The organism is Methylobacterium sp. CCH7-A2 (assembly GCF_001557075.1).
In the GTDB taxonomy this organism is placed as follows: Bacteria; Pseudomonadota; Alphaproteobacteria; order Rhizobiales; family Beijerinckiaceae; genus Allobosea; species Allobosea massiliensis.
Window position 1 is genome coordinate 15,723 of the sequence record NZ_LSKN01000302.1, and the last position, 22,006, is coordinate 37,728.

The window sequence follows — 22,006 nt, forward strand, 5'->3', positions numbered from 1 at the left end:
GCACGGGATTGACTGTCGTCAGCTCGCCCGGCGCAGGGTGGTGGCAGCCTCCGGACGGTGCATCGGCCGCGCGGAGCTCGTGGTTCGGAACGTGGCGACGAGCGCGTCGAGTTCGGCGATCTTGCGGCCGAGCATGACGGCGGCGGCCGCGCTTTCCTCGGCCAGCGCGGCGTTCTGTTGCGTCATCTCGTCCATCCGCACGACGGTCTGGCTCATCTCGTCGATTCCGTTCGATTGTTCGCCGGAGGCCGCTGCAGCCTCCGTCACCGTACCGGCGACCTGCTGCGTCGCCTCGACGATCTCACCCAGCACCTCGCCCGCGCTGCGTACGAGCTTCACCCCGGCGGCAACCTCCTGCGTGGTATCGTTGATCAGGCCGGAGATGCTCTTGGCCGCGTCCGCAGATTGCTGAGCCAGCGCCCGAACCTCGGACGCCACGACCGCGAAGCCCTTGCCGGCATCCCCGGCCCTCGCCGCCTCCACCGCCGCATTCAGCGCGAGCAGATTGGTCTGGAAGGCGATCCCGTCGATCACGGAGGTGATGTCGGTGATCTTGCCGCTGGCCTGTTCGATGCGGTTCATCGCGCCGATCGCGTCGGTGACGATGGCACCGCCATTGCGGGCGACGCGCGTCGCGTTCTCGGCCAGATGGACAGCCTGCCGCGAAGCATTGGCCGAAGCCTTCACCGATGCCGCCAGTTGTTCGGTGGTGGCGGCAGTCTCCTCCAGAGACGAAGCCTGCTCCTCGGTGCGCAGCGAGAGGTTTTCCGCTCCCGACTTGATCTCCTCGGCGGCTGCGGCGATCTCGCGCGCCGTCTGCTTGATCACCGTCACGGTCAAGGCCAGCTTCTCGACCATCTCGTTGATCGAGCCGCTGACGGATCCAAGCTTGCCGGAGTAGTCCGTCCTGACGGTGCGGGTGAGATCGCCGTCGGCGATGGCCGCCAGCACATCGGCGAAAGTCGTCGTCGCGCCGTCGATCGCGGCGTTGATCTGGTTGATCCCCGTGACGAGCGCCGCCATCTCGCCCTGCTGCGCCCCAGGGTCGACGCGATGGCTGAAATCGCCATGCACGGCGGCATCGACCGCCCGCCTGATCTGGTGCGCGGTCTCGGCGAACGTCGCGGCCTGCCTCTGCGAAGAGAGCACCTCCTCGTCACGCCGCGACTGCTCCTCGGCCGCGCGTCCGGCCAGCACGTCCTGATAGGAGCCGATGGCCCGCGCCATTTCACCGATCTCGTCGCGGCGATCGCGATGCGGGATCAACACGGACCCCGGCTCCGATCCACGCCGACGCATCGTCTCGACGATCTGCGCGATCGGGCGGGCGATGCTGTGCAGGACCGCCGCATAGAGCCCGAGCGCCGTCAGCAGCGCCATGACGAGGCCGGACAGCGCGACGCTCGTGGCGAGACCACGGGCGCTGCCCGCACCCGACTGCGCCGCCATCGCCTCGGCCTCCAGCGCGTCGCCGGCCTCCTTCATCGACCTTTCGAGCGCCTCGAAGCGTTCGTCGAACAGCGCCATGCCCGCGAGAGCGGCCTTGCGGTCCCTGAAGGCGAGTTCGACCAGCGTCACCGCCTGGGCGATATAGCTGTTCAATGGCTCGTCGAGCGCCTGCAGGCGCGCGAGGGTCTCCGGCGAACTGACGATCGTCTTTGTCGCGGCGATGCGCTCCGAAAACTCCTGGGCGTGTGCCCGTGTCTCCGCGATCGTCTCTGTCCCGTCTGCTCCTTGGTCGGACCGGATGAGGGCCGCGTAGACATCGGCGCGCAGCCCGTCATGCAGCATGTCGCCGATGGTGTGGTTGCGGATCGCCGTGGCTGATTGGGCGAGATCGTCGATGGCTGAGCCCATGCGCGACGACGAATGAAGGCCGATTCCCGCGACCGCGCTGGTGATGAGGGCGAGCAGCAGGCACAGCAAGGCAAAGCGCGTTTTCAGCGATACCACGGCCAGTCCCCCGAGCGACTCGAAAGCAACGCAGAATTGCATCGGATCATTAACGTTACGTCACTTCGGCAATTCGGACGAGCTTCTCCCCGCACTTGCGTTCGACGGGCGAGTCCGGCCGCCGGACTCGCCGCAGTTGTCCTCTCACCCCCCGCGGTGTAAGGGGGCGTCACAGTCATCCTTGGCGGGGGGCTTGGGGCAGGCGCAGGACGATCGTCCGCGCCCGGATGTCGTCCGCCTCCATCATCACGACGGGAGCACCCGCATGTCCGCCACCTTCGAGACGGTCGCCGGAATCATTTCGGAGACCTGCGACATTCCGCGCGAGAAGATCACGCCGCAGAGCCACGCGATCGACGATCTCGGCATCGACTCGCTCGCCTTCCTCGACATCGCCTTCGCGATCGACAAGGCCTTCGGCATCAAGCTGCCGCTCGAGCAGTGGACGCAGGAGGTCAACGAGGGCAAGGCGCCGGCCGAGCAGTATTTCGTGCTCGAGAACCTCTGCAAGCGCATCGACGATCTCGTCGCCGCCAAGGCGGCCTGAGTTCCGCCACCTCCGTGATCACGGCCCTCATCCCGGGGCGCGGACGCGTTGTCCGCGGCGCCCCGGCATGGGGGCCGTCCTGCTTTGGCGGGCGCCGGCTTGAGCCCTGCCGGCTCAGCGTTTAGAGCAGAGCCGCGTCGGAGCCGGCTTCGACGCCCCGTGACCGACGATCGGAAGCGCATGCGCCTCGAATATTTCGACATGATCGACCGCGTGGTCGCCTTCGAACCGGGCGAGAAGCGGATCGCGACCCGCTCGACCGTGCCGGCGGCCGACGCCAGCCCCGTCTTCGAGGGTCATTTCCCCGGCCATCCGCTCGTCCCCGGCGTGCTGCTGACCGAAACCATGGCGCAGGCTTCCGGCTATCTGCTGCTCGCGCTCAACGGGCTGACGCAGATGCCCTTCCTGATGACCGTCGACAAGGCGCGCTTCCGCACCTTCGTCGAGCCGGATGCCGTGCTCGACATCGCCGCCGAACTCGTCATCGAGGGCTCGGGCTATGCGGCGACCAAGGCGCGCATCGCCATCGACGGCAAAGCGATCTGCGATGCGGAATTGCGCTTCCGCCTGATGCCCTTCCCCGCCGACATGCGCAGCCTGATGGAGGCACGCCTGGCCGCCATCGGCCTCGCCCCGGAGCAGGCCCGATCATGAAGCACGGCGTCGTCATCACCGGCATCGGCCTCGCCTCCAGCCTCGGCGAAGGCATCGACACCCATGCGGACGCGCTGGCGGCCATGGCCGCGCCCGTCGTCGACACGACGAGCTTCGCACCCTATCCGGTTCACCCGCTGAAACCGCTCGAACTCGACCGGCAGATCCCCAAGAAGTCCGACCAGCGCCAGATGGAGCCGTGGCAGCGCCTCGGCGTCTATGCGGCCGGGCTCGCACTCGACGGGGCGGGGCTGAAGGACGATGCCGAGGCCAAGGCGATGCTGCAGGTCATCGTCGCCGCCGGCGGCGGCGAGCGCGACCATGCCGTCGACAGCGCCATCCTGACCGGGCTGCGCGGCGCCAACGCGCCCGGCACCTTCCTGAACGAGCGGCTGATGGGCGATCTGCGCCCCACCCTGTTCCTGGCCCAGCTGTCCAACCTGCTCGCCGGCAATATCGGCATCGTCCACGGCATCACCGGCGCCTCGCGCACCTTCATGGGCGAGGAGCAGGCCGGCGTCGACGCCATCCGCACCGCCCATGCCCGCATCGCCGCCGGCCAGGCGGAGGTCATGCTGGTCGGTGGCTCCTACAATGCCGAGCGGCAGGACATGCTGCTGCTGTTCGAGCTGGGCGGCTTCCTGCGAAAGGGCGATTTCGCCCCCGTCTTCGAGCGCGAGACTGCGCCCGGCCTGATCACGGGCAGCGCCTCGGCCTTCCTCGTGCTGGAGTCGGCCGAACGCGCAGCCGCCCGCGGCGCCACCATCCTGGCCCGGCTCGACGCCGTCGTCGCGACCCGCTCGAAACGCCAGCCCGGCGCGGTCGAGGCGGCGCTGCGCGGCCTGCTCGCCGATCTCGGCCCCGTCGCCCCCGGCGCGCTCGCCGTCTCGGCCGCCACCGGCGTCGCCGGCGTCACCGCCGAGGAAGCGGCTGCGCTGGCGACCTTGCCGCAGGCGCGCCGCGTCGCGACCGGCGATCTGCTCGGCCATGCGGTTGAGGCCGCCTTCCCCGTCTCGGTCGCGCTCGCCGCCGCCGCCTTGTCGAAGGGCCAGGCCCGCGAGGCCGTCGTCACCGGCGCCGGTCACTGGCGCGGCGAGGGTGCGGCCCACCTGGTGGCCCCGTGAGGAGCGTGCGATGAGCGAAACCACCCCCTCCAAACCGTCTCCCGCCGTCGGCCGCCGCGATTCCCGGGGCAGGCCCGTCGTCGCCGTGACCGGACTCGGCATCGTCACCTCGCTCGGCCAGGGCAAGGCGGCGAACTGGGAGGCGCTCACCGCCGGCCGCTCCGGCATCCACGCCATCGAGCGCTTCCCGACGCAGGGCCTGCGCACCACCATCGGCGGAACCGTCGATTTCCTGTTCGACGGCCCCTTCACCGCCCCGCAGCTCTCCGAGAAGCTCGCGATGCTCGCGGCCGAGGAGGCTGTCGGCCAGAGCGGCATCGGCCAGCCGGGCGATTTTCCGGGCGAGCTCTTCATGGCGGTCCCCCCCGTCGAGATGGAATGGCCGCAGAAGCAGGAGCTCGCCGCCTCACTGGACGGCGAGGTCGACTATCGCGGCCTGCTCAGCGCCGCAGCCTCGCAGCGCTTCAAGGCGATGCACGAGATGTTCCTGTTCGGCACCGTCGCCGATCATGTCGCCGACGCCTTCGGCACCAAGGGCTCGCCGATCTCGCTCTCGACCGCCTGCTCATCTGGCGCCACCGCGATCCAGATGGGCGTCGAGGCGATCCGCCGCGGCGAGACGAAAGCCGCGCTCTGCATCGGCACCGACGGCTCGATCCATGCCGAGGCGCTGATCCGCTTCTCGCTGCTCTCGGCGCTCTCGACCCAGAACGACCCGCCGGAAGCCGCCGCCAAGCCCTTCTCGAAGAACCGCGACGGCTTCGTCATGGGCGAGGGCGCGGGCGCGCTGGTGCTGGAGGATTACGACCATGCCCTGGCGCGCGGGGCGACCATCCTCGGCATCGTCGCCGGCTGCGGCGAGCGCGGCGACGGCTTCCACCGCACCCGCTCCAGCCCGGACGGCAAGCCCGCCATCCTCGCCATGCAGGATGCGCTGGCCGATGCCGGCCTCAGCCCCGACGATGTCGACTACATCAACGCCCACGGCACCTCGACGCCGGAGAACGACAAGATGGAGGCGATGAGCTGCGCCGCCGTCTTCGGCGAGCGCATGGCGCGCCTGCCGATGTCCTCCAACAAGTCGATGATCGGCCATACCCTGACCGCGGCCGGCGCGGTCGAGGCGGTGATCTCGTTCCTCACCATCGCGCATGGTCGCATTCCGCCGACGATCAACTACGTCACGCCCGACCCTGCGATCGCGCTCGATGTCGTCCCCAATGTCGCCCGCGACGCCAAGGTGCGGACGGTCCTGTCCAACTCCTTCGGCTTCGGTGGGCAGAACACCAGCCTCGTCCTGACCGCGGAGCCGACCCGCTCATGACCAAGGTTCTCGTCACCGGCGGCGCCAAGGGCGTCGGCGCGGCCATCGTCCGGGCGCTGGCCGCGGCCGGCCACGATGTCGATTTCACCTATCGCTCCTCGGGCGAGCAGGCCCTGGCGCTGGCCGCCGAGATCGCCGCCGCACATCCCGGCCGCGCCATCCAGGCCCTGCCGCTCGACCTCGCCGACAAGGCGGCGCTCGACGCCTTCTGCGAGGACCGCGAAAGCGAGAGCTATTTCGGCCTCGTCCACAATGCCGGCCAGCCCTATGACTCGCTGGCCGCGATGATGGCGCAGGACAAGGCGGAAGCGGCCATGCAGGTCAATTTCTGGGCCTTCACCCGCCTCGCCAAGAGCCTGATGCGGTCCATGATCCGCGCCCGGGCCGGCCGGATCGTCGCCATCGGTTCGGTCGCGGCGCTGCGCGGCAACCCCGGCAATGCGGCTTACGCCGCCTCCAAGGGCGCGCTGATCTCCTATGCGAAGACGCTCGCGGTCGAGACCGGCAAGCGCGGCGTCACCGTCAACGTCATCGCGCCCGGCTTCGTCGATACCGACATGATGGCGCCCTACGCCGCCTATCGCGACAAGATGCAGGGGCAGATTCCCGCCGGCCGCTTTGCCAGGCCAGAGGAGGTCGGCGGCCTCGCCGCCTTCCTGATGAGCGAGCCCGCCGCCTACATCACCGGCACCGTCATCCCGATCGACGGCGGCGTGACCGCGCAGCTCGGCGTCCACCGCTGAGATGACCCGCATCCGTCGTTGCGGGGAGCGTGTCTACGGCGCAATCTAGTCGCCTCCGGCCGCGAAGTGATGGCTGCGCTCTGCTCGGAATGGCGACATGAGGAGTCGTGCTATGGACATAACAATCGAGCTGGAACCTCAGATCGCTGCCATCGTAAAAGAACTGGCTGCTCAAACGGATCGTTCGCCGGAATGGATTATTGCAACCGCGATCGAAAATTACGTCGATGCGGTTCACCACAAGAGCCCAGAGCAGCCCGCCTTGCCGCATGGCACAGCGACGAACAGTCACTGAGCCGCTGATCAGACCCCTTGTCGCGCCGTCGCAACAACAGATTGCCTTGAACTGTGATGGACCGGCGGCACCCCGCGCCGCGCTGCAGCGACTGAAAAAGAGACTCCGTCTTCCCATGCGTTCACTTCAACTTCACGGCGACCGCGACCTCCGTCTCGAGGAGATCGACCCGCCGCCGCCTCCCGCCGCCGGCGAGGTCCAGATTCGCATCCGTGCCGTCGCGCTGAACTATCTCGACGTCTGGGGCTTCCGCGGCATGGCCTTCGCCAAGCGCAAGATGCCGCAGGCGGCGGGCGTCGAGGCCTCGGGCGAGATCGTCTGCGTCGGCGAGGGCGTCACCGGCCTCGCCGTCGGCGACACCGTCACCGCCTATGGCGCCGAGACCTGCGGCCACTGCAAGGCCTGCCGCGAGGGCCGCGACAATCTCTGCGAGAACGTCGCCGGCATCATGGGCTTCCATATCGACGGCTTCGCTCGCGAATTCCTGAACAAGGCGGCAAGGCTCGTGGTCAAAGCACCCGCCGGCGTCTCCTTCGAGGACGCGGCCTGCGCGCCGATCGGCTTCGGCACGGTCCAGCACATGCTGTTCGACAACGCCAGGCTCGAGCCCGGAGAGTCGGTCCTGGTCCATGCCGGCGGCTCCGGCATCGGCACGGCCGCGATCCTGATGGCCAAGGCGATCGGCTGCACGGTCTTCACCACGGTCGGCGACGACGAGAAGGGTCGCAAGGCCGCCGAACTCGGCGCCGACCACGTCATCAACTACAAGACCGAGCGCTTCGAGGGCGAGGTCCGCCGCCTCACCAAGCGAAAGGGCGTCGATGTCGTCTTCGAGCATGTCGGCGCCGACACCTGGAACGGCTCGCTGCTCTGCCTCAAGCGCGGTGGCCGTCTCGTCACCTGCGGCGCGACATCCGGCCCCTCGGCCACGATCAACCTGATGCAGCTGTTCCAGCAGCAGTACCGCATCACCGGCTCCTTCGGCTGCCGCATCGAGAACATCCGCCAGTCCCTCGACAAGATGGCGGCCGGCATGAAACCGGTCATCGATTCCGTCTTTCCGCTGGAGGATTTCGAGAAGGGGCTCGCGCGTCTCGAGGGCCGGCAGGTCTTCGGAAAGGTCGTCGTGACCTTCTGAGGACGCTGCGGAACGCGCTGCCGCAAGCGGATGGCCGCCGCTGAAAACTTGACGAAAGCGCCGTCCTGCCGCAAGTCGCGCCGTCAGCCCGGCCGCGACGGCCAGAGGGGCGCGAGAGGACCGGGCCGATCTTGAGACGCTTGAAAACAATCGCCGCACGCGCAGGCGCGGCGGTGATGATCGGCCTGATCCGGGCCCTCTTCGGCTTCCTGCGCCTGCTCGGACCGGAGCGGTCGAGCGATCTCGGCGGCTGGCTGCTGCGCACGGCGAGCCCGCTGATTCCGGTCAACCGCGTCGCGCTCGCCAATATCCGCGCGGCCTTTCCGGGGATGGACGAGGCCGAGGTGCGCCGCATCGCGCGAGGCGCCTGGGAGAATCTGGGCCGCACCGCCGCCGAATACGCCCATCTCGCCACCTTGTTCGACTACGACTACCTCAACCCCGACGCGCCCTCCCGCGTCGAGGTCGAGGGCATCGAGCATTTCATCGCGCTGAAGGACGATGCCAGGCCCGGCCTGATCTTCTCGGCGCATCTCGCCAATTGGGAACTGCCGGCGATCTGCGCGCAGGCCTACGATCTCGAAACGACGGCCGTGTTCCGGGCGCCCAACGACCCGGCGATCGCCGCCGTCGTCCACGAGATCCGCTCCGGCGCGATGGGCGGGCTCGCCGCGGCGAAGCAGGGCGCCGCCTTCGCCATGCAGGGCGTGCTCGAGCGCGACGGCCATCTCGGCATGCTGATCGACCAGCACTTCACCCGCGGCGTCGTGGTGCCCTTCATGGGCCGCCCGGCCCTGACCAACCCGATCCTCGGCAAATTCGCCCGCCGCTTCGAATGCCCGGTGCATGGCGTGCGCGTCATCCGCCTGCCGAACCAGCGCTTCCGGCTGCAGCTGACGCCGCCGCTCGACCTGCCCCGCGACGCGGCCGGCGAGATCGACGTCCAGGGCGCCATGGCGATGATGACCGCCGTGGTCGAGGGCTGGGTCCGCGAACATCCCGAGCAATGGCTCTGGATGCATCGCCGCTGGCGCCCGAACATGATCTCGGCCGCCGCCGCCGAGGCACCAGCCGTTGCACCCTCCCCTGTTTTCAAGGCAACGTGATTTTGAAGTGAGACGAATGGGGCGCTTTGGTAACGCCTGAGATGCAAGATCTCGCCGAGTTCAGGCCATGAAACGTTCCGCGCCCCTCCTCTCCGCCGCTGCCGCCCTGCTCCTGCTGGGCGCAGACGCGGCGCGCGCTCAGGTGCCGGACCTCCAGCCCCGGGCGGTGGTGGAGCTCTTCACCAGCCAGGGCTGCTCTTCCTGCCCGCCGGCCGACGCCCTCTTCGTCGACCTCGCCAAGCAGCGGGACATCATCACCCTGACGCTGCCGGTGACCTACTGGGATTATCTCGGCTGGAAGGACACGCTCGGCAAGGACAGCTTCGCCAAGCGCCAGAAGTATTATGCCAAGGCGCGCGGGGACGGACAGGTCTACACGCCCCAGGCCGTGATCAACGGTGCAGCGCATGTCGTCGGATCGGATCGAGGCGAGATCGAACGCGCCTCGAAAGCCCCCCCGGGCGGCGGCTTCGTCGCGAAGCTGGCCGTGAAGGAAGCCGATGGGCAGCTCGTGGTGACATTGGTCCCGGTTGGTGATGTGCAGGAGCGCACCGCTGGCGTCTGGGTCGCGACCACGACAAAGATGGTCACGGTGCCGATCGCCCGCGGCGAGAACCAGGGCAAGACGGTGGCCTATGCCAATGTCGTACGCGGCATGACCCGCATCGGCGATTGGGACGGCCGGCCTGCGACTGTCACGGCTCCGCTCGGCGTCACGCAAGGCCCCGAAGTCGACAGCTACGTTGTCCTGATCCAGGCCGAGCGGCAGGGAAAATCCGGCGTCATGCCGTCCACGGTGCTTGCGGCGGCGCGCGGCGTCGACCGTTGATCACGGATCCACCGCTGCAGCGCGGGGTGGTTGCAAGGCGCGTCACGCTGCGGCAGAAGCTCCGGCGTCTCGATCGAACGTCCAGAGGGCGGCCGTGGAACCTACCCCCTCGCTAAAGCCGGCATGACAACGTCCGCTCTACGTTGCTCTCGGCTGCCTCTGTGTCGCCATCGGCGTCGTTGCGCTGGTCGTGCCGCTGGTTCCCGGGATCGTCTTTCTCGTCCTCGCCACGGCCTGCTTCTCGCGGTCCTCGCCGCGGATGGAGACGTGGCTGACGACGCATCCGCGTTTCGGCAAGCTGATTCGCAACTGGCAGACCTCGGGCGCCGTCTCGCGCCCCGTAAAATGGATCGTCACGTTCAGCATGCTGGCAAGCTTCTCGCTGATCTTCCTCGAGACCGCTTCCCGCCAGCTTCAGGCCGTCGTAGCGGCGGGGATGATCGGCGTTCTCATCTATGTCTGGCGACGGCCGGAACCGGCGGACGTCTCCGCCTGACGCCCGCTCCCGCGCTCGGGGTACTCAGAGCAGGATGACGCTGTTCGGCAGCTCGTCGATGTCGTCGGGCGAGCGCGGCGTATGGTTCGCCAGGACGGCGCCGATCGCCCGCACCGCGGTGACGACCCCTTCGCGAAGCCGGTCGTCACGTCCCGCGATGACGACCGCCTCGACGATCTCGTCCCACACTGCCTGCTCGACCCGGCCGTCGATGCCGCTGTCGGCGATGATCTCGGCATAGCGCTCCTGGATCGCGATGTAGAGCAGCACGCCCGTGCGCTGCCGCGTGCGGCTCAGCCCCCGCGCCGTGAACTCGCGCAGCGCCACCTCGTGCGCCCGCCTGCGCTTGATGAAGCCGGGCACGAAGCGCCCGCCGCGGCCATACCAGAGCAGCGTCGCGAGCAGCAGCACGGCACAGATCAGCTGGATCAGGAAGATGCGCGGCGCGCTCGTCTCCGTCATCGCGAGCAGCGGCCAGGGCACCAGCAGCGCGAGCGTCAGCGCCATCACCACCGGTATCGTCCGATAGCTCCCCGCAGCGCGGTCGATCATGACCACGATCTCGCCCGCTGTCTGGCCCTCGGCCTCGCGCACGGCGTCGGCGATCGCCTGCCGGTCCTGCTCGTCCATCACCAGTCTCCCGAAGCCCCGCCGCCGCCCGACGATCCGCCCCCCCCGGAGAAGCCGCCGCTCGAACTCGACCCGCCACCGGATCCCGAACTCCAGCTTCCGCCCGACCCCGTGCTCCAGCCGGAGCTTTGCGGCAGCGTCACCCAGCGCCCGTTGCGCAGGCGGTGCCGACGCGACGCATCGGTACCGCCGAATTCCCGGATGAAGGCCGCGACGATGATCAGGACCAGCGCGATCATGACCACCATCGCGATGATGTCGACCGTGGATGTCTCGTCGCTGCGCACGCTCGCGCGCCGCTGCCACTCCTCGGCGTCGCCGGCGAGGATGCTCAGGATGGCGTCGACACCGCCCTCGATGCCGCCGGCGAAGTCGCCCGCCTTGAACTTGGGCGCCACCGCCGTCGTGATGATGACCTTGGAGAGCGCGTCAGTGAGCGCCCCCTCCAGCCCATAGCCCACCTCGATGCGGACCTTGCGCTCGGTCGGCGCGACCAGCAGCAGGACGCCGTTATTGGTCTTGGCCTGGCCGAGCTTCCAGAACCGGAACAGGCCGTTGGCGTAGTCCTCGATACTCAGCCCCTGCAGGGACGGCACCGTCGCGACCACGATCTGGTCCGAGGTCTTGTCCTCATGGGCCTTGAGCTTGCCCTCGATCCGCTGGCGCGGCTCCGCCGCGATCAGCTTGGCGCCATCGACGATGCGGCCGGAGAGGGCCGGGTAGGAGGGATCGGCGGCCAGCGCGAGCGAACCAATCAGGGTCGTCAGCAGAGCGAGGCACACAGCCGCCATTCTCGGGCGCAGCGAAGCGAGGACCCGAGAATCTCTTCCAAAAGATGCTCGGGTCGAGCCCGAGCATGACGGAGAGGTCAGCAGCATGGCCCTGCCCCGTCGAGCGCCCTCAGAACTTCACAGCCGGCGGCCGCTCGGCCCCCGCCGTCGCCGCGAAGCTCTCCATCGGCTTCGCGCCCCAGAACAGCCGGGCCCAGATGACGCCCGGAAAGGTGCGGATCTCGGTGTTGAAGGCCTGGACAGCCTGGATGTAGTCGCGCCGCGCCACGGCGACGCGGTTCTCTGTGCCTTCGAGCTGGGACTGGAGCGCCAGGAAGTTCTGGTTGGATTTCAGCTCCGGATAGCGCTCGACCGTGACCAGCAGCCGGCCCAGCGCCCCGCTGAGCTGGTTCTGCGCCTCCTGATATTCCTTGAATTTGGCCGGATCGGTGATCGTCGAGGCGTCGACCTTGACCTGGCTCGCCTTGGCGCGCGCCTCGATGACCGCGGTCAGCACCTCGCGCTCCTGCGCGGCGAAGCCCTTCACCGTTTCGACCAGGTTCGGGATCAGGTCGGCCCGCCGCTGATACTGGTTCTGCACCTCGCCCCAGCTCGCCTTAGCCTTTTCCTCCAGCGTCGGGACATTGTTGACGCCGCAGCCGGCGAGGGCGAGGCCCAGCAGGGCGGCCATCAGCACCGCGAACGGATGGCGGGTTTTCGAGACGGACGAAAGCGACATGCCGGGCCCCCTTGGCACGATCGGACGACGAAGACGAACGCGACCTTAGACGCCGCATGGGATCGCTCCAAGCGGCACGGGGTGATGGCGCGCTCGCCGGCTTGCGCTAGGCTGGCGGCAGGACCCGCCAGCGGACCATCGCCATGCCCCTGATTCCCGGCCACCGCCCCCGCATCCTCGCCTGCGCCCTGCTCCTGCTGATGGCGGCGCCGGCCAAGGCCCAGCCGCTTGCCCCGGCGCCCGAGGCCGCGACGGGTCGGACCGCGAAAGCCACCGCCACCGCCCAGCGCTTCATGGTCGCCGCCGCCAATCCGCTCGCCGCCGCCGCGGGGCGCGACATCCTGCGCGCCGGCGGCAGCGCGGTCGATGCCGCCATCGCCGTCCAGCTCGTGCTGAACCTGGTCGAGCCGCAGAGCTCGGGCCTCGGCGGCGGCGCCTTCCTGGTCCATTGGGACGAGGCGGCCCGGCGGGTGATCACGCTCGACGGCCGCGAGACGGCGCCCGCCGCGGCGAAACCCGACCGCTTCATCGGACAGGACGGCAAGCCGATGCGATTCGTCGACGCGGTCGTCGGTGGGCGGTCGGTCGGGGTTCCCGGCACGCCGAGGCTGCTGGAGGAGGCGCATCGCCGCTGGGGGAAACTGCCCTGGCCACAGGTGCTCGCTCCGGCGATCAGACTGGCGGAAGACGGCTTTGCCATCTCCCCGCGCCTGAACGGGCTTTTGTCCGGCGAAAGGAACCTGGCGAAGGACGCCCGTGCCGCGGCCTATTTCTACGAGGCCGACGGCCGGGCGAAAGCGGTCGGCACGATCCTTCGCAACCCCGCCTTCGCCGCGACGCTGCGCGCTCTGGCCGAGCACGGCGCGGGCGCCTTCTACGAGGGCGAGATCGCGCGCGACATCGTCGCGACCGTGACCGGCCACGCGACCAATCCCGGCGACATGACGATGGCAGATCTCGCCGCCTACCGCGTCGAGGAGCGCGAGCCGGTCTGCGGCGCCTACCGGGTCTGGCGCCTCTGCGGCATGGGCCCGCCGAGTTCGGGCGCGGTCGCCGTGCAGCAGATGCTCGGCATGCTCGAAACGCGCGATCTCCCACGGATGGGTCCCGGCGCGGAGGCCGCGCACTGGTTTTCGGAGGCCGGCCGCCTCGCCTTCGCCGACCGCAACCTCTATCTCGCCGATCCCGCCTTCGTCGGCATTCCCCTGCCCGGCCTGATCGACCGCGACTACATCCGCTCGCGCGCCGGGCTGATCAGCCCCGAACGCTCGATGGGCCGCGCCAAGGCCGGCGAACCGCCCAACAAGCGGGCGGGGTTGCTGGCGCCCTCGGAGGGCATCGAGAACGGAACCAGCCACATCTCGGTCGTCGACGGCGATGGCAACGCCGTCTCGATGACCACCACCATCGAGGACGGCTTCGGCGCAAGGCTGATGACGGCGGGCGGTTTCCTGCTCAACAACGAGCTGACCGATTTCTCCTTCGTGCCGGAGGAGGACGGCAAGCCGGTCGCCAACCGCGTCGAGCCGGGCAAGCGCCCGCGCTCCTCGATGGCGCCGACGCTGGTCTTCGACGCCTTCGGCCGGCTTTATGCCGTGGTCGGCTCGCCCGGCGGCAGCCAGATCATCGGCTATGTCGCCAAGACGCTCGTCGCCCTGCTCGACTGGAAGATGGACCCGCAGGCCGCCGTCGATCTCGGCAATTTCGGCAGCCGCAACGGCCCGACCGAGCTGGAGAAGGGCACCGAGGCAGAAGGGTGGAAGGCGGCGCTGGAGACGAAGGGCCACGAAATCCGCCTGCTCGAGATGACATCGGGCATCCAGGCGATCGTCAAGACGCCGGAAGGCTTCGTCGGCGGAGCGGATGGGCGCCGGGAGGGTGTTGCGATCGGGGATTAGCAAGGGGCTGCGAACGCGCGTGCTAATGGCCAAAGCCGAACTGAGATCAGGGATGGCCGCAGATTTTGGCTGGAAAACCAGCGTGTTGGCGCGGCGGTAGCACTGGGTCATACCCAGCCGAACCCGGTCGAACCCCTGCCGGTCAGACCGGCTCGCGCCGCTCGCCGCCGGCGCTGCGCCCCGCGATCAGCCAGTAGACGAAGCCCGTCGCCGCGCCGACCAGCACGAGCCCGCCGAGGACCTGCACCTCGGCTCCCGTCGGGGCACGCGCCAACCCGAGCATGCCGAGCGGCAGCAGCGCCGCGAGCAGGCCGGTGAGCCCGCTCTGGATGAGGCCGCTGCGCAGCGAGAACAGCTCGCAGCCGACCGCAACCAGCACGACCGGCGCGACGATGATCGCAAAGCCCAGCCGGCCGAGCAGCACGAAGGCGGCCTCCGCGGTCGGCCCCGGATCGATGCCCAGGTCAGCCAGTCCGAACAGCGCGTCGAGCAGACGCTCGAAGCCGCCGCCGATCAGCAGCGCGAGGCCCGGCGAGACGACGCTGGCGACCATCATCGCGACGAGGCCGGCAGCCATCGCCATCACCAGTGCGAACGGAATCAGCAGGAGCCAGCGCAGCATCGGGTCAGCCGGCGTTCGCCGCGGCCGCTTCCTCCTGGTCCAGCATCAGCCGGGCCCGGGCGGAGAGCTTCTCGGTCTCGCTCTTGAGCTGTCCGCAGGCGGCGAGGATGTCGCGCCCCCGCGGCGTGCGCACCGGCGAGGCATAGCCGGCGCGGAAGACGATCTCGGAGAAGCGCTCGATCCGGTCCCAGTCTGAGCATTCGTATTTCGTGCCGGGCCAGGGATTGAACGGGATCAGGTTGATCTTGGCCGGGATGCCCTTGAGCAGCCGCACCAGCTCGCGCGCCTCGGCATCGCTGTCGTTGACGCCCTTGAGCATGACATACTCAAACGTGATGCGCTTGGCGTTCGAGACGCCGGGATAGGTCCGGCAGGCCTCGAGCAGTTCGGCGATCGGGTACTTCTTGTTCAGCGGCACGAGTTCGTTGCGCAGATCGTCGCGGACCGCATGCAGCGAGATCGCCAGCATCGTGCCCATCTCGTCGCCGAGCGGGCCGATCTGGGGCACGACGCCCGAGGTCGACACCGTGATGCGACGGCGCCCGAGGGACAGCCCCTCATTGTCGGAGATGACGTCGATCGCGTCGCGCACGCCGTCGAAATTGTAGAGCGGCTCGCCCATGCCCATGAAGACGATGTTGGAGACGAAGCGCCCGCCATCCTTCGGCACGAAGGCGCCGCCGGGGGCCTCGCGGTTCGGGAAATCGCCGAGCCGGTCGCGCGCCACCATCAGCTGCGCCACGATCTCCTCGGTGGTGAGGTTGCGCACCAGGCGCTGCGTGCCGGTGTGGCAGAAGGTGCAGGTCAGCGTACAGCCGACTTGGCTCGAGACGCAGAGCGTGCCGCGATCGACCTCGGGGATGTAGACGCATTCGATCTCGGCGCCGCGGTCGCGCGGGCCGGTCGGCGCCATCCGCATCAGCCATTTGCGGGTGCCGTCGGTCGAGATCTGCTCGGCGGTAACCTCCGGCAGATCGAGCGTGAAGCGCTCGGCCAGGGCGCCGCGCAGCCCCTTGCCGATCGTGGTCATCGCCGCGAAGTCGCGCACGCCGTAATGATAGATCCAGTTCCAGAGCTGGCCGACGCGCATGCGCCGTTCCTTCTCCGGAACGCCGATCTCGGCCAGCGCGGCGGCGAGGCCGGCGCGCGTGCGCCCGACCAGCGAAGGCCGCTGCAAAACGGGTTCGGCCGCCGGGGCGGCGGGTTCAAGGACGGTCACGGTCATCGGAACTCTGGCTCGGGGCGGACGGTCGCGGCCCGCATTGGGGCGGGCTCATAGCACGAGAACGCGCGCCAGAGAAATCGCAGGCCTATTTGCAGGCGTCTTCAGCGCGCTTCACCGTCTGGCTCATGCCTGCGAGCGAATACTTGTCCGAGGTCGGATTGCCGCGCTTCGAGGTGCCCTTGATCTCGAGCCCCGAGCCTCTGCGCAGCGAATCCAGCATGCGCGGCTCCTCGGCCGGGTTCTTCAGCCACATGTTCTGGCCCTTGGCGACCAGCGCGAAACGCTCCGAACCGATGATCGCCTGATGCTCGACATCTTCCTTGAGATCGAAATTCATCACGAAGCTGATCTCGTTGCGCACGCCCTCGGCCGGGCGTGTCGCGACGAAGAGCAGCCCCTCGACGTCCTTGAGATTCGCAGGCAACCGCGTCTCGGCCTTGGAAAGGGCGTAGCATACTTTGGAGCGGCCCTGCTGCGAGGTGAAGGCCTGCCATTTGCCGGCGGTCTCCAGCAGCATCGCCTGGCCCTGGCCAGCGGCGGCGGGCGCTGCTGCGGCGGCCGCAGGGCGTCCACGCTGCTGCTGCTGGGCCTGCGCGGCCGAGGCAAGGAGCGCGACGCCGAGGCAGCCTGCGAGCAACGTCGGCAGAAGGGGGACGCGGCGCGAGGCGGGAACGCCGGGACGAAGAATCGAGCTGATCATGGCCGCCATCAATCATTAAAAATCTTAACACTGCCTTTACCACCCGTTGACGGGCGCGATGGCTGAGGCAGGCGGATAGAGTGCCATGATCCTGGCGAAAATGCGAATGCCGGCGCGGTCTCCGCCACGTTTCGCAGGCGCCGCCGCCATGGCACAGTCGCACCCGAAACGGGTGAAGCCGGCGGCGGCGAGGGAGATGTGACGATGAAGGCGCTGCTCTGCGAACGCCACGGCCCGGCCGAGATGCTGGCCCTGCGCGACCTTCCCGAGCCGCAACCCGGCCCCGGCGAGATCGCGATCGCGGTCAAGGCGGCGGCGCTCAACTTCTTCGACACGCTTATCATCGAGAACCGCTACCAGACCAAGCCCGACCTGCCGTTCTCGCCGAGCGCGGAATGCGCCGGCACGGTCGTGGCGCTGGGCGAGGGCGTCTCCGGCTGGCGCATCGGCGAGCGCGTCGCCGCCTGGCTCGGCTATGGCGCCGCCCGCGAGCGCGTCGTCGTCCCGGCCGAAAATGTCATTCCCATTCCCGATGGCCTCTCGGATGCACAGGCGGCGGGGCTTTTCGTCACCTATGGCACGGCCCTGCACGGGCTGATCCAGCGCGCGCAACTCCAGCCCGGCGAAACGCTGGCGGTGCTCGGCGCCTCCGGCGGTGCCGGCCTCGCCGCCGTCGAGATCGGCGCTCTGCTCGGCGCCCGCGTCATCGCCTGCGCGTCCTCGGCGGAAAAGATCGCCCTCGCCCGCGAGCACGGCGCCATTGAAGCCATTGATTACGGAAGCGAGGATCTGCGCGCCGCGCTGCGCCGCCTCACCGAGGGCCACGGCGTCGACGTGCTCTACGACACGGTCGGCGGCGATCTCGCCGAGCCGGCGCTCCGCTCGATGGGCTGGGAAGGGCGCTATCTCGTCGTCGGCTTCGCCGGTGGCGGCATTCCGAAAATCCCGCTCAACCTGCTGCTGCTGAAGGGCTGCGACCTTCGCGGCGTCTTCTGGGGCGACTTCGTCAAGCGCCAGCCGGGCGCCCAGCGCGCCAATATGGAGCGGCTGCTGGGCTGGGTCGCGGAGGGTCGAATCCGCGCCCATGTCCATGCCGAGATCCCGCTCGAGCGCTGGACGGAAGCCTATGCGCTGATCGGCGACCGCAAGGCGCGAGGCAAGATCGTGCTGACGCTGTGAGCCTTCACAGCTCCGCCATGGCCCGCTTGGCCTTCTCGCGATGCTCGGGCGTGATCGAACCGGCGACAGCCGCGACGGCGGCCGCGATGACCGCCGCATCGTCGGTAAAGCCGAGCAACGGCATGATGTCGGGCAGCGCGTCGAGCGGCAGCACGAAATAGCCGAGCGCCGCCAGCAGCGTCATCCGCACGCGTCGCGGCGTCGACGGATCGCGCGCGCAAATCCAGGCGGCCAGCAGATCCTCCGAAAACGGGATGCGCTTCGCGACGCGCTTCAGCCGCGCGAAGAACTCCGACCCGAATCGCGCCTCGTCGCGCAGGCTCTTGCGGATCGCCGCCATTTCCTCCTCGGTGAAGCGGGAGGTGAAACCGTCGCTCATCTGGCCCCTCCTGAGGGCGCGTTGCGGGACATCATCATGACGTCATGAGACGGGGCCCGCCCTGTCGAAAGATGTGGCCCCGCGGATATCCGCTGCAAGAGGTCTGCCCAGCGGGCGGTGCAAGAAACCGCCTTGGAGGACGGAGCCACGGCCACTAAACGCTGAAAGCGTCGCATCAGATCCCGGGACACGCCATGCAGATCGATTCCTCCGTCGCCGCGATCGTCACCGGCGGCGCGTCCGGCCTCGGCGAGGCCACGGCCCGCATGCTCGCCGCGCAGGGCGCCAAGGTCGCGCTGTTCGACCTCAACGCCGAGCGGGGCGAAAAGGTCGCGGCCGAGATCGGCGGCCTCTTCGTTCCCTGCGACGTCACCAGCGAAGCGTCCGTCGACGAGGCTCTGGCCAAGGCGCGGGCGGCCCAGGGCGTGGCGCGAATCCTCGTCAACTGCGCCGGCATCGCGCCCGGCCGCCGCATCGTCTCGAAGAAGCGCGAGACCGGCGAACTCGTCGCCCATGACACGGCCCTGTTCGAGAAGGCGCTCGCCATCAACCTGACCGGCACCTTCCGGATGCTCGCGAAATCGGCGGCGGCGCTGGCCGCCCTCGAGCCCGTCACCGCCGATGGCGGGCGCGGCGTCTTCATCTGCACCGCCTCGATCGCGGCCGAGGACGGCCAGATCGGCCAGGCTGCCTATGCCGCCTCGAAAGCCGGCGTCGCCGGCATGACGCTCCCGATCGCGCGCGAACTCGCCGCCTCCGGCATCCGCGTCATGACGATCATGCCCGGCCTGTTCGAGACGCCGATGTTCGACGGCCTGCCCGAGGAGGCGCGCGCCTCGCTCGCCGTCTCCGTCCCGCACCCCTCGCGTCTGGGCAAGCCGGCGGAATATGCCAGGCTGGTGAAGAGCATCGTCGAGAACGACATGCTCAATGGCAGCGCCATCCGCCTCGACGGCGCCCTGCGCATGGCGCCGAAATAGCCTTACTCGCCCGCCTTCGCCGCCTTGATCTCGTGCTTCAGGATCAGCGGCGTCTGCGCCAAGGCAAAAACCATGGTCAGCGGCATCACGCCCCAGACCTTGAAGGCGACCCAGAAATCCTGGCTCTGCGTGCGCCAGACGATCTCGTTCAGCGCCGCCAGCACGAAGAAGAACAACCCCCAGCGCAGGGTCAGCTTGCGCCAGCCCTCCTCGTCGAGCTGCATCACGGATTCCAGCACCAGCGCCAGCAGCGAGCGGCCGAAATACAGGCCCCCCAGCAGCACGCAGCCGAACAGCGCGTTGACGATGGTCGGCTTCACCTTGATGAAGAAGGCGTCGTCCAGCGCGATGGTCAGCCCGCCGAAGACGGTGACCACGACCGCGTTCACGATCGCCATGCGCGGCAGATAGCCCATCAGGATGCGCGACGCCGCCAGCGCCACCAGCGAGGCGACGATGAAGATGCCGGTGGCGACGAAGATGCGCCGGTCGGAGGCGACGCCGAACAGCCGGTCGCCATAGGAATTGGCGAAGAAGAAGATCGCGAGCGGCCCGAATTCCAACGCCAGCTTGAGCAGCGGGTGGATCGGGCGGCCCTTCGCCGCGGGGGGCTGCGCCATGCTGTCGCTCATCTCGTCCTGCCTGTTCATGTCGCCGGCCGCTCTCACGCCGCCTCGTCCAGCCCCGACACGGCGCGGGCGAAATCACGCGCCGAGAACGGCTCCAGATCCTCGACGCCTTCGCCGACGCCGATGAAATGCACCGGCAGGCCGAACTTCGCCGCCAGCGCCACCAGGATGCCGCCGCGCGCCGTGCCGTCGAGCTTGGTCATCACCAGCCCGGTAACGCCGGCCGTGTCGCCGAAAGCCTCGACCTGACTGAGCGCGTTCTGGCCGACGGTGGCGTCGAGCACGAGCAGCGCCGCATGCGGCGCCTCCGGATCGAGCTTGCGGATGACGCGGACCACCTTGGCGAGTTCGTCCATCAGCCCCGTCTTGTTTTGCAGCCGCCCGGCGGTGTCGACCAGCAGTACGTCTGTGCCGGCCGACTTCGCCTTCTGCAGCGCCTCGAAGGCGAGCCCCGAGGCGTCCGCGCCCTGGTTGCCGGAGACGACCTCCGCCCCCGTGCGCTCGCCCCAGACCTTGAGCTGCTCGATCGCCGCCGCGCGGAAGGTATCGCCTGCCGCCAGCATGACCGACCGGCCCTCGGCCCGGAACTTGGCCGCCAGCTTGCCGATCGTCGTCGTCTTGCCGGAGCCGTTGACGCCGACCATCAGGATCACGAACGGCTTTTTCGTGGCGTCGATCACCAGCGGCTGGGCGACCGGCGACAGGATCGCCTCGACCTCGCGCGCCAGGATCGCCTTGACCTCGGAGGGCTCGATCTGCCGGTCGTAGCGCCCCTCGCCGACCGCCTTGGCGACGCGCGCGGCGGTAGCGAGCCCGAGATCGGCCTGGATCAGGATGTCTTCGAGGTCTTCCAGCGTTCCCGCATCGAGCTTGCGCTTGGTGAAAAGGTCGGTGATGCCGGTCGTCAGGGCCGAGGAGGTCCGCGACAGGCCCTCCGTCAGGCGCCGCCACCAGCTCCGCTTCGGCTCGGGCGCAGGCGCCGGGACGGGAGCGCTCAGGACCGGCGCGGCCTGGACCGGCGCCGGTTCGGGCATGGCGATCGGCAGCGGGCTCGCCGCCTCGGACGCGACCTCGTCTGCCGGACGCGGAGCATCGGCCGGCGCCTCGGGAAGCCTCTCCGCAGCCTCCGGCGTGGCCGGGGCGGGAGCCGCCGGTTCGGGCTCGCTGCCGAACAATCTCGAAAAGAAGCCGCGCTTCTTCGGTTCGTTCTCGCTCATCACTCGTTCCGTCGCCTCTGCCGCGCAGCGGCTCGTGCTTGCGCCCAAGGGAGGCCTTCGCTAGCGCAATGCCATGACCACGCCCGAGCGACCAGAGATTTCGCAGCCGAGCCCGGATCCCGGCCGGCCGGAGCCCGAACTGCCGGTCCCGCTGCTCTACCGCGACGCGATGATGCTGGTCATCGACAAGCCGGCCGGCCTGCCCTCGCATCGCGGGCCCCAGGCCAAGCGCCGGGTCATCCCCGTCCTGACCGACCATCTCGACGCGCTGCGCTTCGGCCTGCCGCGCCGGCCCGAGGCCGCGCACCGCCTCGACAAGGACACCTCGGGCTGCCTGATCCTCGGCCGCCACCCGCGCGCCATGGCCGAGCTCAACCAGATGTTCCGTGACGGAACGATCGACAAGAGCTATTGGGCGATCGTGCAGGGCAGCCCGGCCGCCGAGTCAGGGCTGATCGACCTGCCGCTGGCCAAGCGGGCACCCGATCGCGGCTGGTGGATGAAGGTCGATCCCGACGGCCTGCCCTCGCAGACGCGCTACCGCGTGATGGGGCATGGACAGGGCGAGGCCGGCCCGCTCGCCTGGCTCGAGCTGGAGCCGTTGACCGGCCGCACCCACCAGCTGCGTGTCCATTGCGCGGAATCGGGCTGGCCCATGCTGGGCGACGAGATCTATGGCGATGCCCCGCGCGAGGGCGGCCCGGGCCTGCAGCTTCACGCCCGCTCCGTCACCGTGCCGCTCTATCGAAAGAAACCGCCGATCCGGGTCGAGGCACCGCCGCCGCCGCATATGCTGGCAGCTCTGCGGGCCTGCGGCTGGAGCGGATAG

23 protein-coding genes and 1 pseudogene are annotated in these 22,006 nt (G+C 69.1%); 14 read left to right on the forward strand and 10 right to left on the reverse strand.

The genetic code is table 11. From position 1 onward, the window contains the following. Nucleotides 1-18: 18 nt before the first annotated feature. Nucleotides 19-1,953 carry a methyl-accepting chemotaxis protein gene (locus AX750_RS26655; protein WP_280939921.1) on the reverse strand — a complete coding sequence of 645 codons (1,935 nt, stop codon included), beginning with the start codon at nt 1,951-1,953 and terminating at the stop codon, nt 19-21. A 265-nt stretch (nt 1,954-2,218) separates the two neighbouring features. Between AX750_RS26655 and AX750_RS23090 the strand changes: the two genes are divergently transcribed. The 10 genes and pseudogenes from AX750_RS23090 to AX750_RS23130 all read left to right on the forward strand — a co-directional run. Then, nucleotides 2,219-2,500 (forward strand): acyl carrier protein, encoded by a 282-nt coding sequence (locus AX750_RS23090; protein ID WP_066473700.1) that lies wholly within the window; start codon nt 2,219-2,221, stop codon nt 2,498-2,500. 180 nt (nt 2,501-2,680) lie between these two features. After that, on the forward strand, nt 2,681-3,154 hold the full coding sequence (locus tag AX750_RS23095) for a 3-hydroxyacyl-ACP dehydratase FabZ family protein (RefSeq protein ID WP_066734220.1): 474 nt from the start codon (nt 2,681-2,683) through the stop codon (nt 3,152-3,154). Beyond that, nucleotides 3,151-4,278 (forward strand): beta-ketoacyl-ACP synthase, encoded by a 1,128-nt coding sequence (locus AX750_RS23100; protein ID WP_066734223.1) that lies wholly within the window; start codon nt 3,151-3,153, stop codon nt 4,276-4,278. The genes AX750_RS23095 and AX750_RS23100 overlap by 4 nt, the downstream gene beginning before the upstream one ends. A 10-nt stretch (nt 4,279-4,288) precedes the next feature. Next, entirely contained in the window at nt 4,289-5,602 is a 1,314-nt protein-coding gene (locus AX750_RS23105) for a beta-ketoacyl-ACP synthase (protein WP_066734225.1), read from the forward strand. Next, on the forward strand, nt 5,599-6,345 hold the full coding sequence (locus AX750_RS23110) for an SDR family oxidoreductase (RefSeq protein ID WP_066734228.1): 747 nt from the start codon (nt 5,599-5,601) through the stop codon (nt 6,343-6,345). Before AX750_RS23105 ends, AX750_RS23110 begins: the two co-directional genes overlap by 4 nt. A gap of 112 nt (nt 6,346-6,457) precedes the next feature. Next, nucleotides 6,458-6,640, forward strand: coding sequence for a ribbon-helix-helix protein, CopG family (locus AX750_RS25725; RefSeq protein WP_197431921.1), 183 nt, complete (start codon nt 6,458-6,460; stop codon nt 6,638-6,640). Between the two features lie 115 nt (nt 6,641-6,755). Continuing rightward, the gene (locus AX750_RS23115) at nt 6,756-7,778 is read left to right on the forward strand and encodes a zinc-binding dehydrogenase (RefSeq protein ID WP_066734231.1); all 1,023 of its coding nucleotides are present in this window, start codon (nt 6,756-6,758) and stop codon (nt 7,776-7,778) included. A gap of 131 nt (nt 7,779-7,909) precedes the next feature. Further along, entirely contained in the window at nt 7,910-8,884 is a 975-nt protein-coding gene (locus AX750_RS23120; protein WP_280939922.1) for a lipid A biosynthesis lauroyl acyltransferase, read from the forward strand. A 67-nt stretch (nt 8,885-8,951) separates the two neighbouring features. Continuing rightward, nucleotides 8,952-9,713 (forward strand): DUF1223 domain-containing protein, encoded by a 762-nt coding sequence (locus AX750_RS23125; protein ID WP_066734234.1) that lies wholly within the window; start codon nt 8,952-8,954, stop codon nt 9,711-9,713. 142 nt (nt 9,714-9,855) lie between these two features. Next, nucleotides 9,856-10,209 (forward strand): annotated as a pseudogene (locus tag AX750_RS23130) (YbaN family protein); the annotation flags it as partial. A 24-nt stretch (nt 10,210-10,233) separates the two neighbouring features. Here the strand turns inward: AX750_RS23130 and AX750_RS23135 are convergent. From AX750_RS23135 to AX750_RS23145, 3 genes are all read right to left on the reverse strand, one after another. Then, nucleotides 10,234-10,839: a TPM domain-containing protein gene (locus AX750_RS23135; RefSeq protein ID WP_066734238.1), complete on the reverse strand. Its 606-nt coding sequence runs from the start codon at nt 10,837-10,839 to the stop codon at nt 10,234-10,236. Next, nucleotides 10,839-11,630: a YgcG family protein gene (locus AX750_RS23140; protein WP_067255029.1), complete on the reverse strand. Its 792-nt coding sequence runs from the start codon at nt 11,628-11,630 to the stop codon at nt 10,839-10,841. Before AX750_RS23140 ends, AX750_RS23135 begins: the two co-directional genes overlap by 1 nt. Before the next feature lie 109 nt (nt 11,631-11,739). Next, nucleotides 11,740-12,300, reverse strand: a complete 561-nt coding sequence (locus AX750_RS23145; protein ID WP_245282501.1) for a LemA family protein — start codon at nt 12,298-12,300, stop codon at nt 11,740-11,742. Between the two features lie 191 nt (nt 12,301-12,491). Between AX750_RS23145 and ggt the strand changes: the two genes are divergently transcribed. Next, the gene (ggt, locus tag AX750_RS23150; RefSeq protein ID WP_066735229.1) at nt 12,492-14,246 is read left to right on the forward strand and encodes a gamma-glutamyltransferase; all 1,755 of its coding nucleotides are present in this window, start codon (nt 12,492-12,494) and stop codon (nt 14,244-14,246) included. A gap of 142 nt (nt 14,247-14,388) precedes the next feature. On the opposite strand, the gene AX750_RS23155 is transcribed toward ggt, so the two are convergent. The 3 genes from AX750_RS23155 to AX750_RS23165 all read right to left on the reverse strand — a co-directional run bounded on the left by AX750_RS23155 (nt 14,389) and on the right by AX750_RS23165 (nt 16,793). Further along, nucleotides 14,389-14,868 carry a hypothetical protein gene (locus AX750_RS23155; RefSeq protein WP_066735227.1) on the reverse strand — a complete coding sequence of 160 codons (480 nt, stop codon included), beginning with the start codon at nt 14,866-14,868 and terminating at the stop codon, nt 14,389-14,391. A gap of 4 nt (nt 14,869-14,872) precedes the next feature. Beyond that, nucleotides 14,873-16,093, reverse strand: a complete 1,221-nt coding sequence (gene rlmN, locus AX750_RS23160; RefSeq protein ID WP_066735225.1) for a 23S rRNA (adenine(2503)-C(2))-methyltransferase RlmN — start codon at nt 16,091-16,093, stop codon at nt 14,873-14,875. An 85-nt stretch (nt 16,094-16,178) separates the two neighbouring features. Next, nucleotides 16,179-16,793 (reverse strand): hypothetical protein, encoded by a 615-nt coding sequence (locus AX750_RS23165; RefSeq protein ID WP_197431975.1) that lies wholly within the window; start codon nt 16,791-16,793, stop codon nt 16,179-16,181. Nucleotides 16,794-16,997: 204 nt separating this feature from the next. Here AX750_RS23165 and AX750_RS23170 point away from each other — a divergent pair, with 204 nt between their 5' ends. Then, entirely contained in the window at nt 16,998-17,972 is a 975-nt protein-coding gene (locus AX750_RS23170) for an NADPH:quinone oxidoreductase family protein (RefSeq protein ID WP_066735223.1), read from the forward strand. A gap of 4 nt (nt 17,973-17,976) precedes the next feature. Here the strand turns inward: AX750_RS23170 and AX750_RS23175 are convergent, their stop codons facing one another. Next, complete coding sequence (locus tag AX750_RS23175; RefSeq protein WP_066735246.1) at nt 17,977-18,312, reverse strand: YkvA family protein; 336 nt, start codon at nt 18,310-18,312, stop codon at nt 17,977-17,979. A gap of 233 nt (nt 18,313-18,545) precedes the next feature. On the opposite strand from AX750_RS23175, the gene AX750_RS23180 reads away from it, so the two are divergent. Continuing rightward, entirely contained in the window at nt 18,546-19,331 is a 786-nt protein-coding gene (locus AX750_RS23180) for an SDR family NAD(P)-dependent oxidoreductase (protein ID WP_066735220.1), read from the forward strand. Between the two features lie 2 nt (nt 19,332-19,333). On the opposite strand, the gene AX750_RS23185 is transcribed toward AX750_RS23180, so the two are convergent. Both AX750_RS23185 and ftsY read right to left on the reverse strand, forming a co-directional pair. After that, entirely contained in the window at nt 19,334-19,951 is a 618-nt protein-coding gene (locus AX750_RS23185) for a septation protein A (RefSeq protein ID WP_066735243.1), read from the reverse strand. A 44-nt stretch (nt 19,952-19,995) separates the two neighbouring features. Further along, nucleotides 19,996-21,177, reverse strand: coding sequence for a signal recognition particle-docking protein FtsY (gene ftsY, locus AX750_RS23190; protein WP_066735217.1), 1,182 nt, complete (start codon nt 21,175-21,177; stop codon nt 19,996-19,998). 169 nt (nt 21,178-21,346) lie between these two features. Here ftsY and AX750_RS23195 point away from each other — a divergent pair, with 169 nt between their 5' ends. Further along, nucleotides 21,347-22,006, forward strand: coding sequence for an RNA pseudouridine synthase (locus AX750_RS23195; RefSeq protein ID WP_245282502.1), 660 nt, complete (start codon nt 21,347-21,349; stop codon nt 22,004-22,006).

What these genes read in the sequence shown, in the direction of transcription:
- AX750_RS23170 (WP_066735223.1), top strand. Translation starts at nt 16,998, where the DNA reads ATGAAGGCGCTGCTCTGCGAACGCCACGGCCCGGCCGAGATGCTGGCC.
- ggt (WP_066735229.1), top strand. Translation starts at nt 12,492, where the DNA reads ATGCCCCTGATTCCCGGCCACCGCCCCCGCATCCTCGCCTGCGCCCTG.
- AX750_RS23180 (WP_066735220.1), top strand. Translation starts at nt 18,546, where the DNA reads ATGCAGATCGATTCCTCCGTCGCCGCGATCGTCACCGGCGGCGCGTCC.
- AX750_RS23105 (WP_066734225.1), top strand. Translation starts at nt 4,289, where the DNA reads ATGAGCGAAACCACCCCCTCCAAACCGTCTCCCGCCGTCGGCCGCCGC.
- AX750_RS23115 (WP_066734231.1), top strand. Translation starts at nt 6,756, where the DNA reads ATGCGTTCACTTCAACTTCACGGCGACCGCGACCTCCGTCTCGAGGAG.
- AX750_RS23175 (WP_066735246.1), bottom strand. Translation starts at nt 18,312, where the DNA reads ATGGCGGCGATCCGCAAGAGCCTGCGCGACGAGGCGCGATTCGGGTCG.
- AX750_RS23090 (WP_066473700.1), top strand. Translation starts at nt 2,219, where the DNA reads ATGTCCGCCACCTTCGAGACGGTCGCCGGAATCATTTCGGAGACCTGC.
- AX750_RS23185 (WP_066735243.1), bottom strand. Translation starts at nt 19,951, where the DNA reads ATGGCGCAGCCCCCCGCGGCGAAGGGCCGCCCGATCCACCCGCTGCTC.
- AX750_RS23165 (WP_197431975.1), bottom strand. Translation starts at nt 16,793, where the DNA reads ATGATCAGCTCGATTCTTCGTCCCGGCGTTCCCGCCTCGCGCCGCGTC.
- rlmN (WP_066735225.1), bottom strand. Translation starts at nt 16,093, where the DNA reads ATGACCGTGACCGTCCTTGAACCCGCCGCCCCGGCGGCCGAACCCGTT.
- AX750_RS23125 (WP_066734234.1), top strand. Translation starts at nt 8,952, where the DNA reads ATGAAACGTTCCGCGCCCCTCCTCTCCGCCGCTGCCGCCCTGCTCCTG.
- AX750_RS23155 (WP_066735227.1), bottom strand. Translation starts at nt 14,868, where the DNA reads ATGCTGCGCTGGCTCCTGCTGATTCCGTTCGCACTGGTGATGGCGATG.
- AX750_RS23140 (WP_067255029.1), bottom strand. Translation starts at nt 11,630, where the DNA reads ATGGCGGCTGTGTGCCTCGCTCTGCTGACGACCCTGATTGGTTCGCTC.
- AX750_RS23110 (WP_066734228.1), top strand. Translation starts at nt 5,599, where the DNA reads ATGACCAAGGTTCTCGTCACCGGCGGCGCCAAGGGCGTCGGCGCGGCC.
- AX750_RS23145 (WP_245282501.1), bottom strand. Translation starts at nt 12,300, where the DNA reads ATGGCCGCCCTGCTGGGCCTCGCCCTCGCCGGCTGCGGCGTCAACAAT.
- ftsY (WP_066735217.1), bottom strand. Translation starts at nt 21,177, where the DNA reads ATGAGCGAGAACGAACCGAAGAAGCGCGGCTTCTTTTCGAGATTGTTC.
- AX750_RS25725 (WP_197431921.1), top strand. Translation starts at nt 6,458, where the DNA reads ATGGACATAACAATCGAGCTGGAACCTCAGATCGCTGCCATCGTAAAA.
- AX750_RS23095 (WP_066734220.1), top strand. Translation starts at nt 2,681, where the DNA reads ATGCGCCTCGAATATTTCGACATGATCGACCGCGTGGTCGCCTTCGAA.
- AX750_RS23135 (WP_066734238.1), bottom strand. Translation starts at nt 10,839, where the DNA reads ATGGACGAGCAGGACCGGCAGGCGATCGCCGACGCCGTGCGCGAGGCC.
- AX750_RS23100 (WP_066734223.1), top strand. Translation starts at nt 3,151, where the DNA reads ATGAAGCACGGCGTCGTCATCACCGGCATCGGCCTCGCCTCCAGCCTC.
- AX750_RS23195 (WP_245282502.1), top strand. Translation starts at nt 21,347, where the DNA reads ATGATGCTGGTCATCGACAAGCCGGCCGGCCTGCCCTCGCATCGCGGG.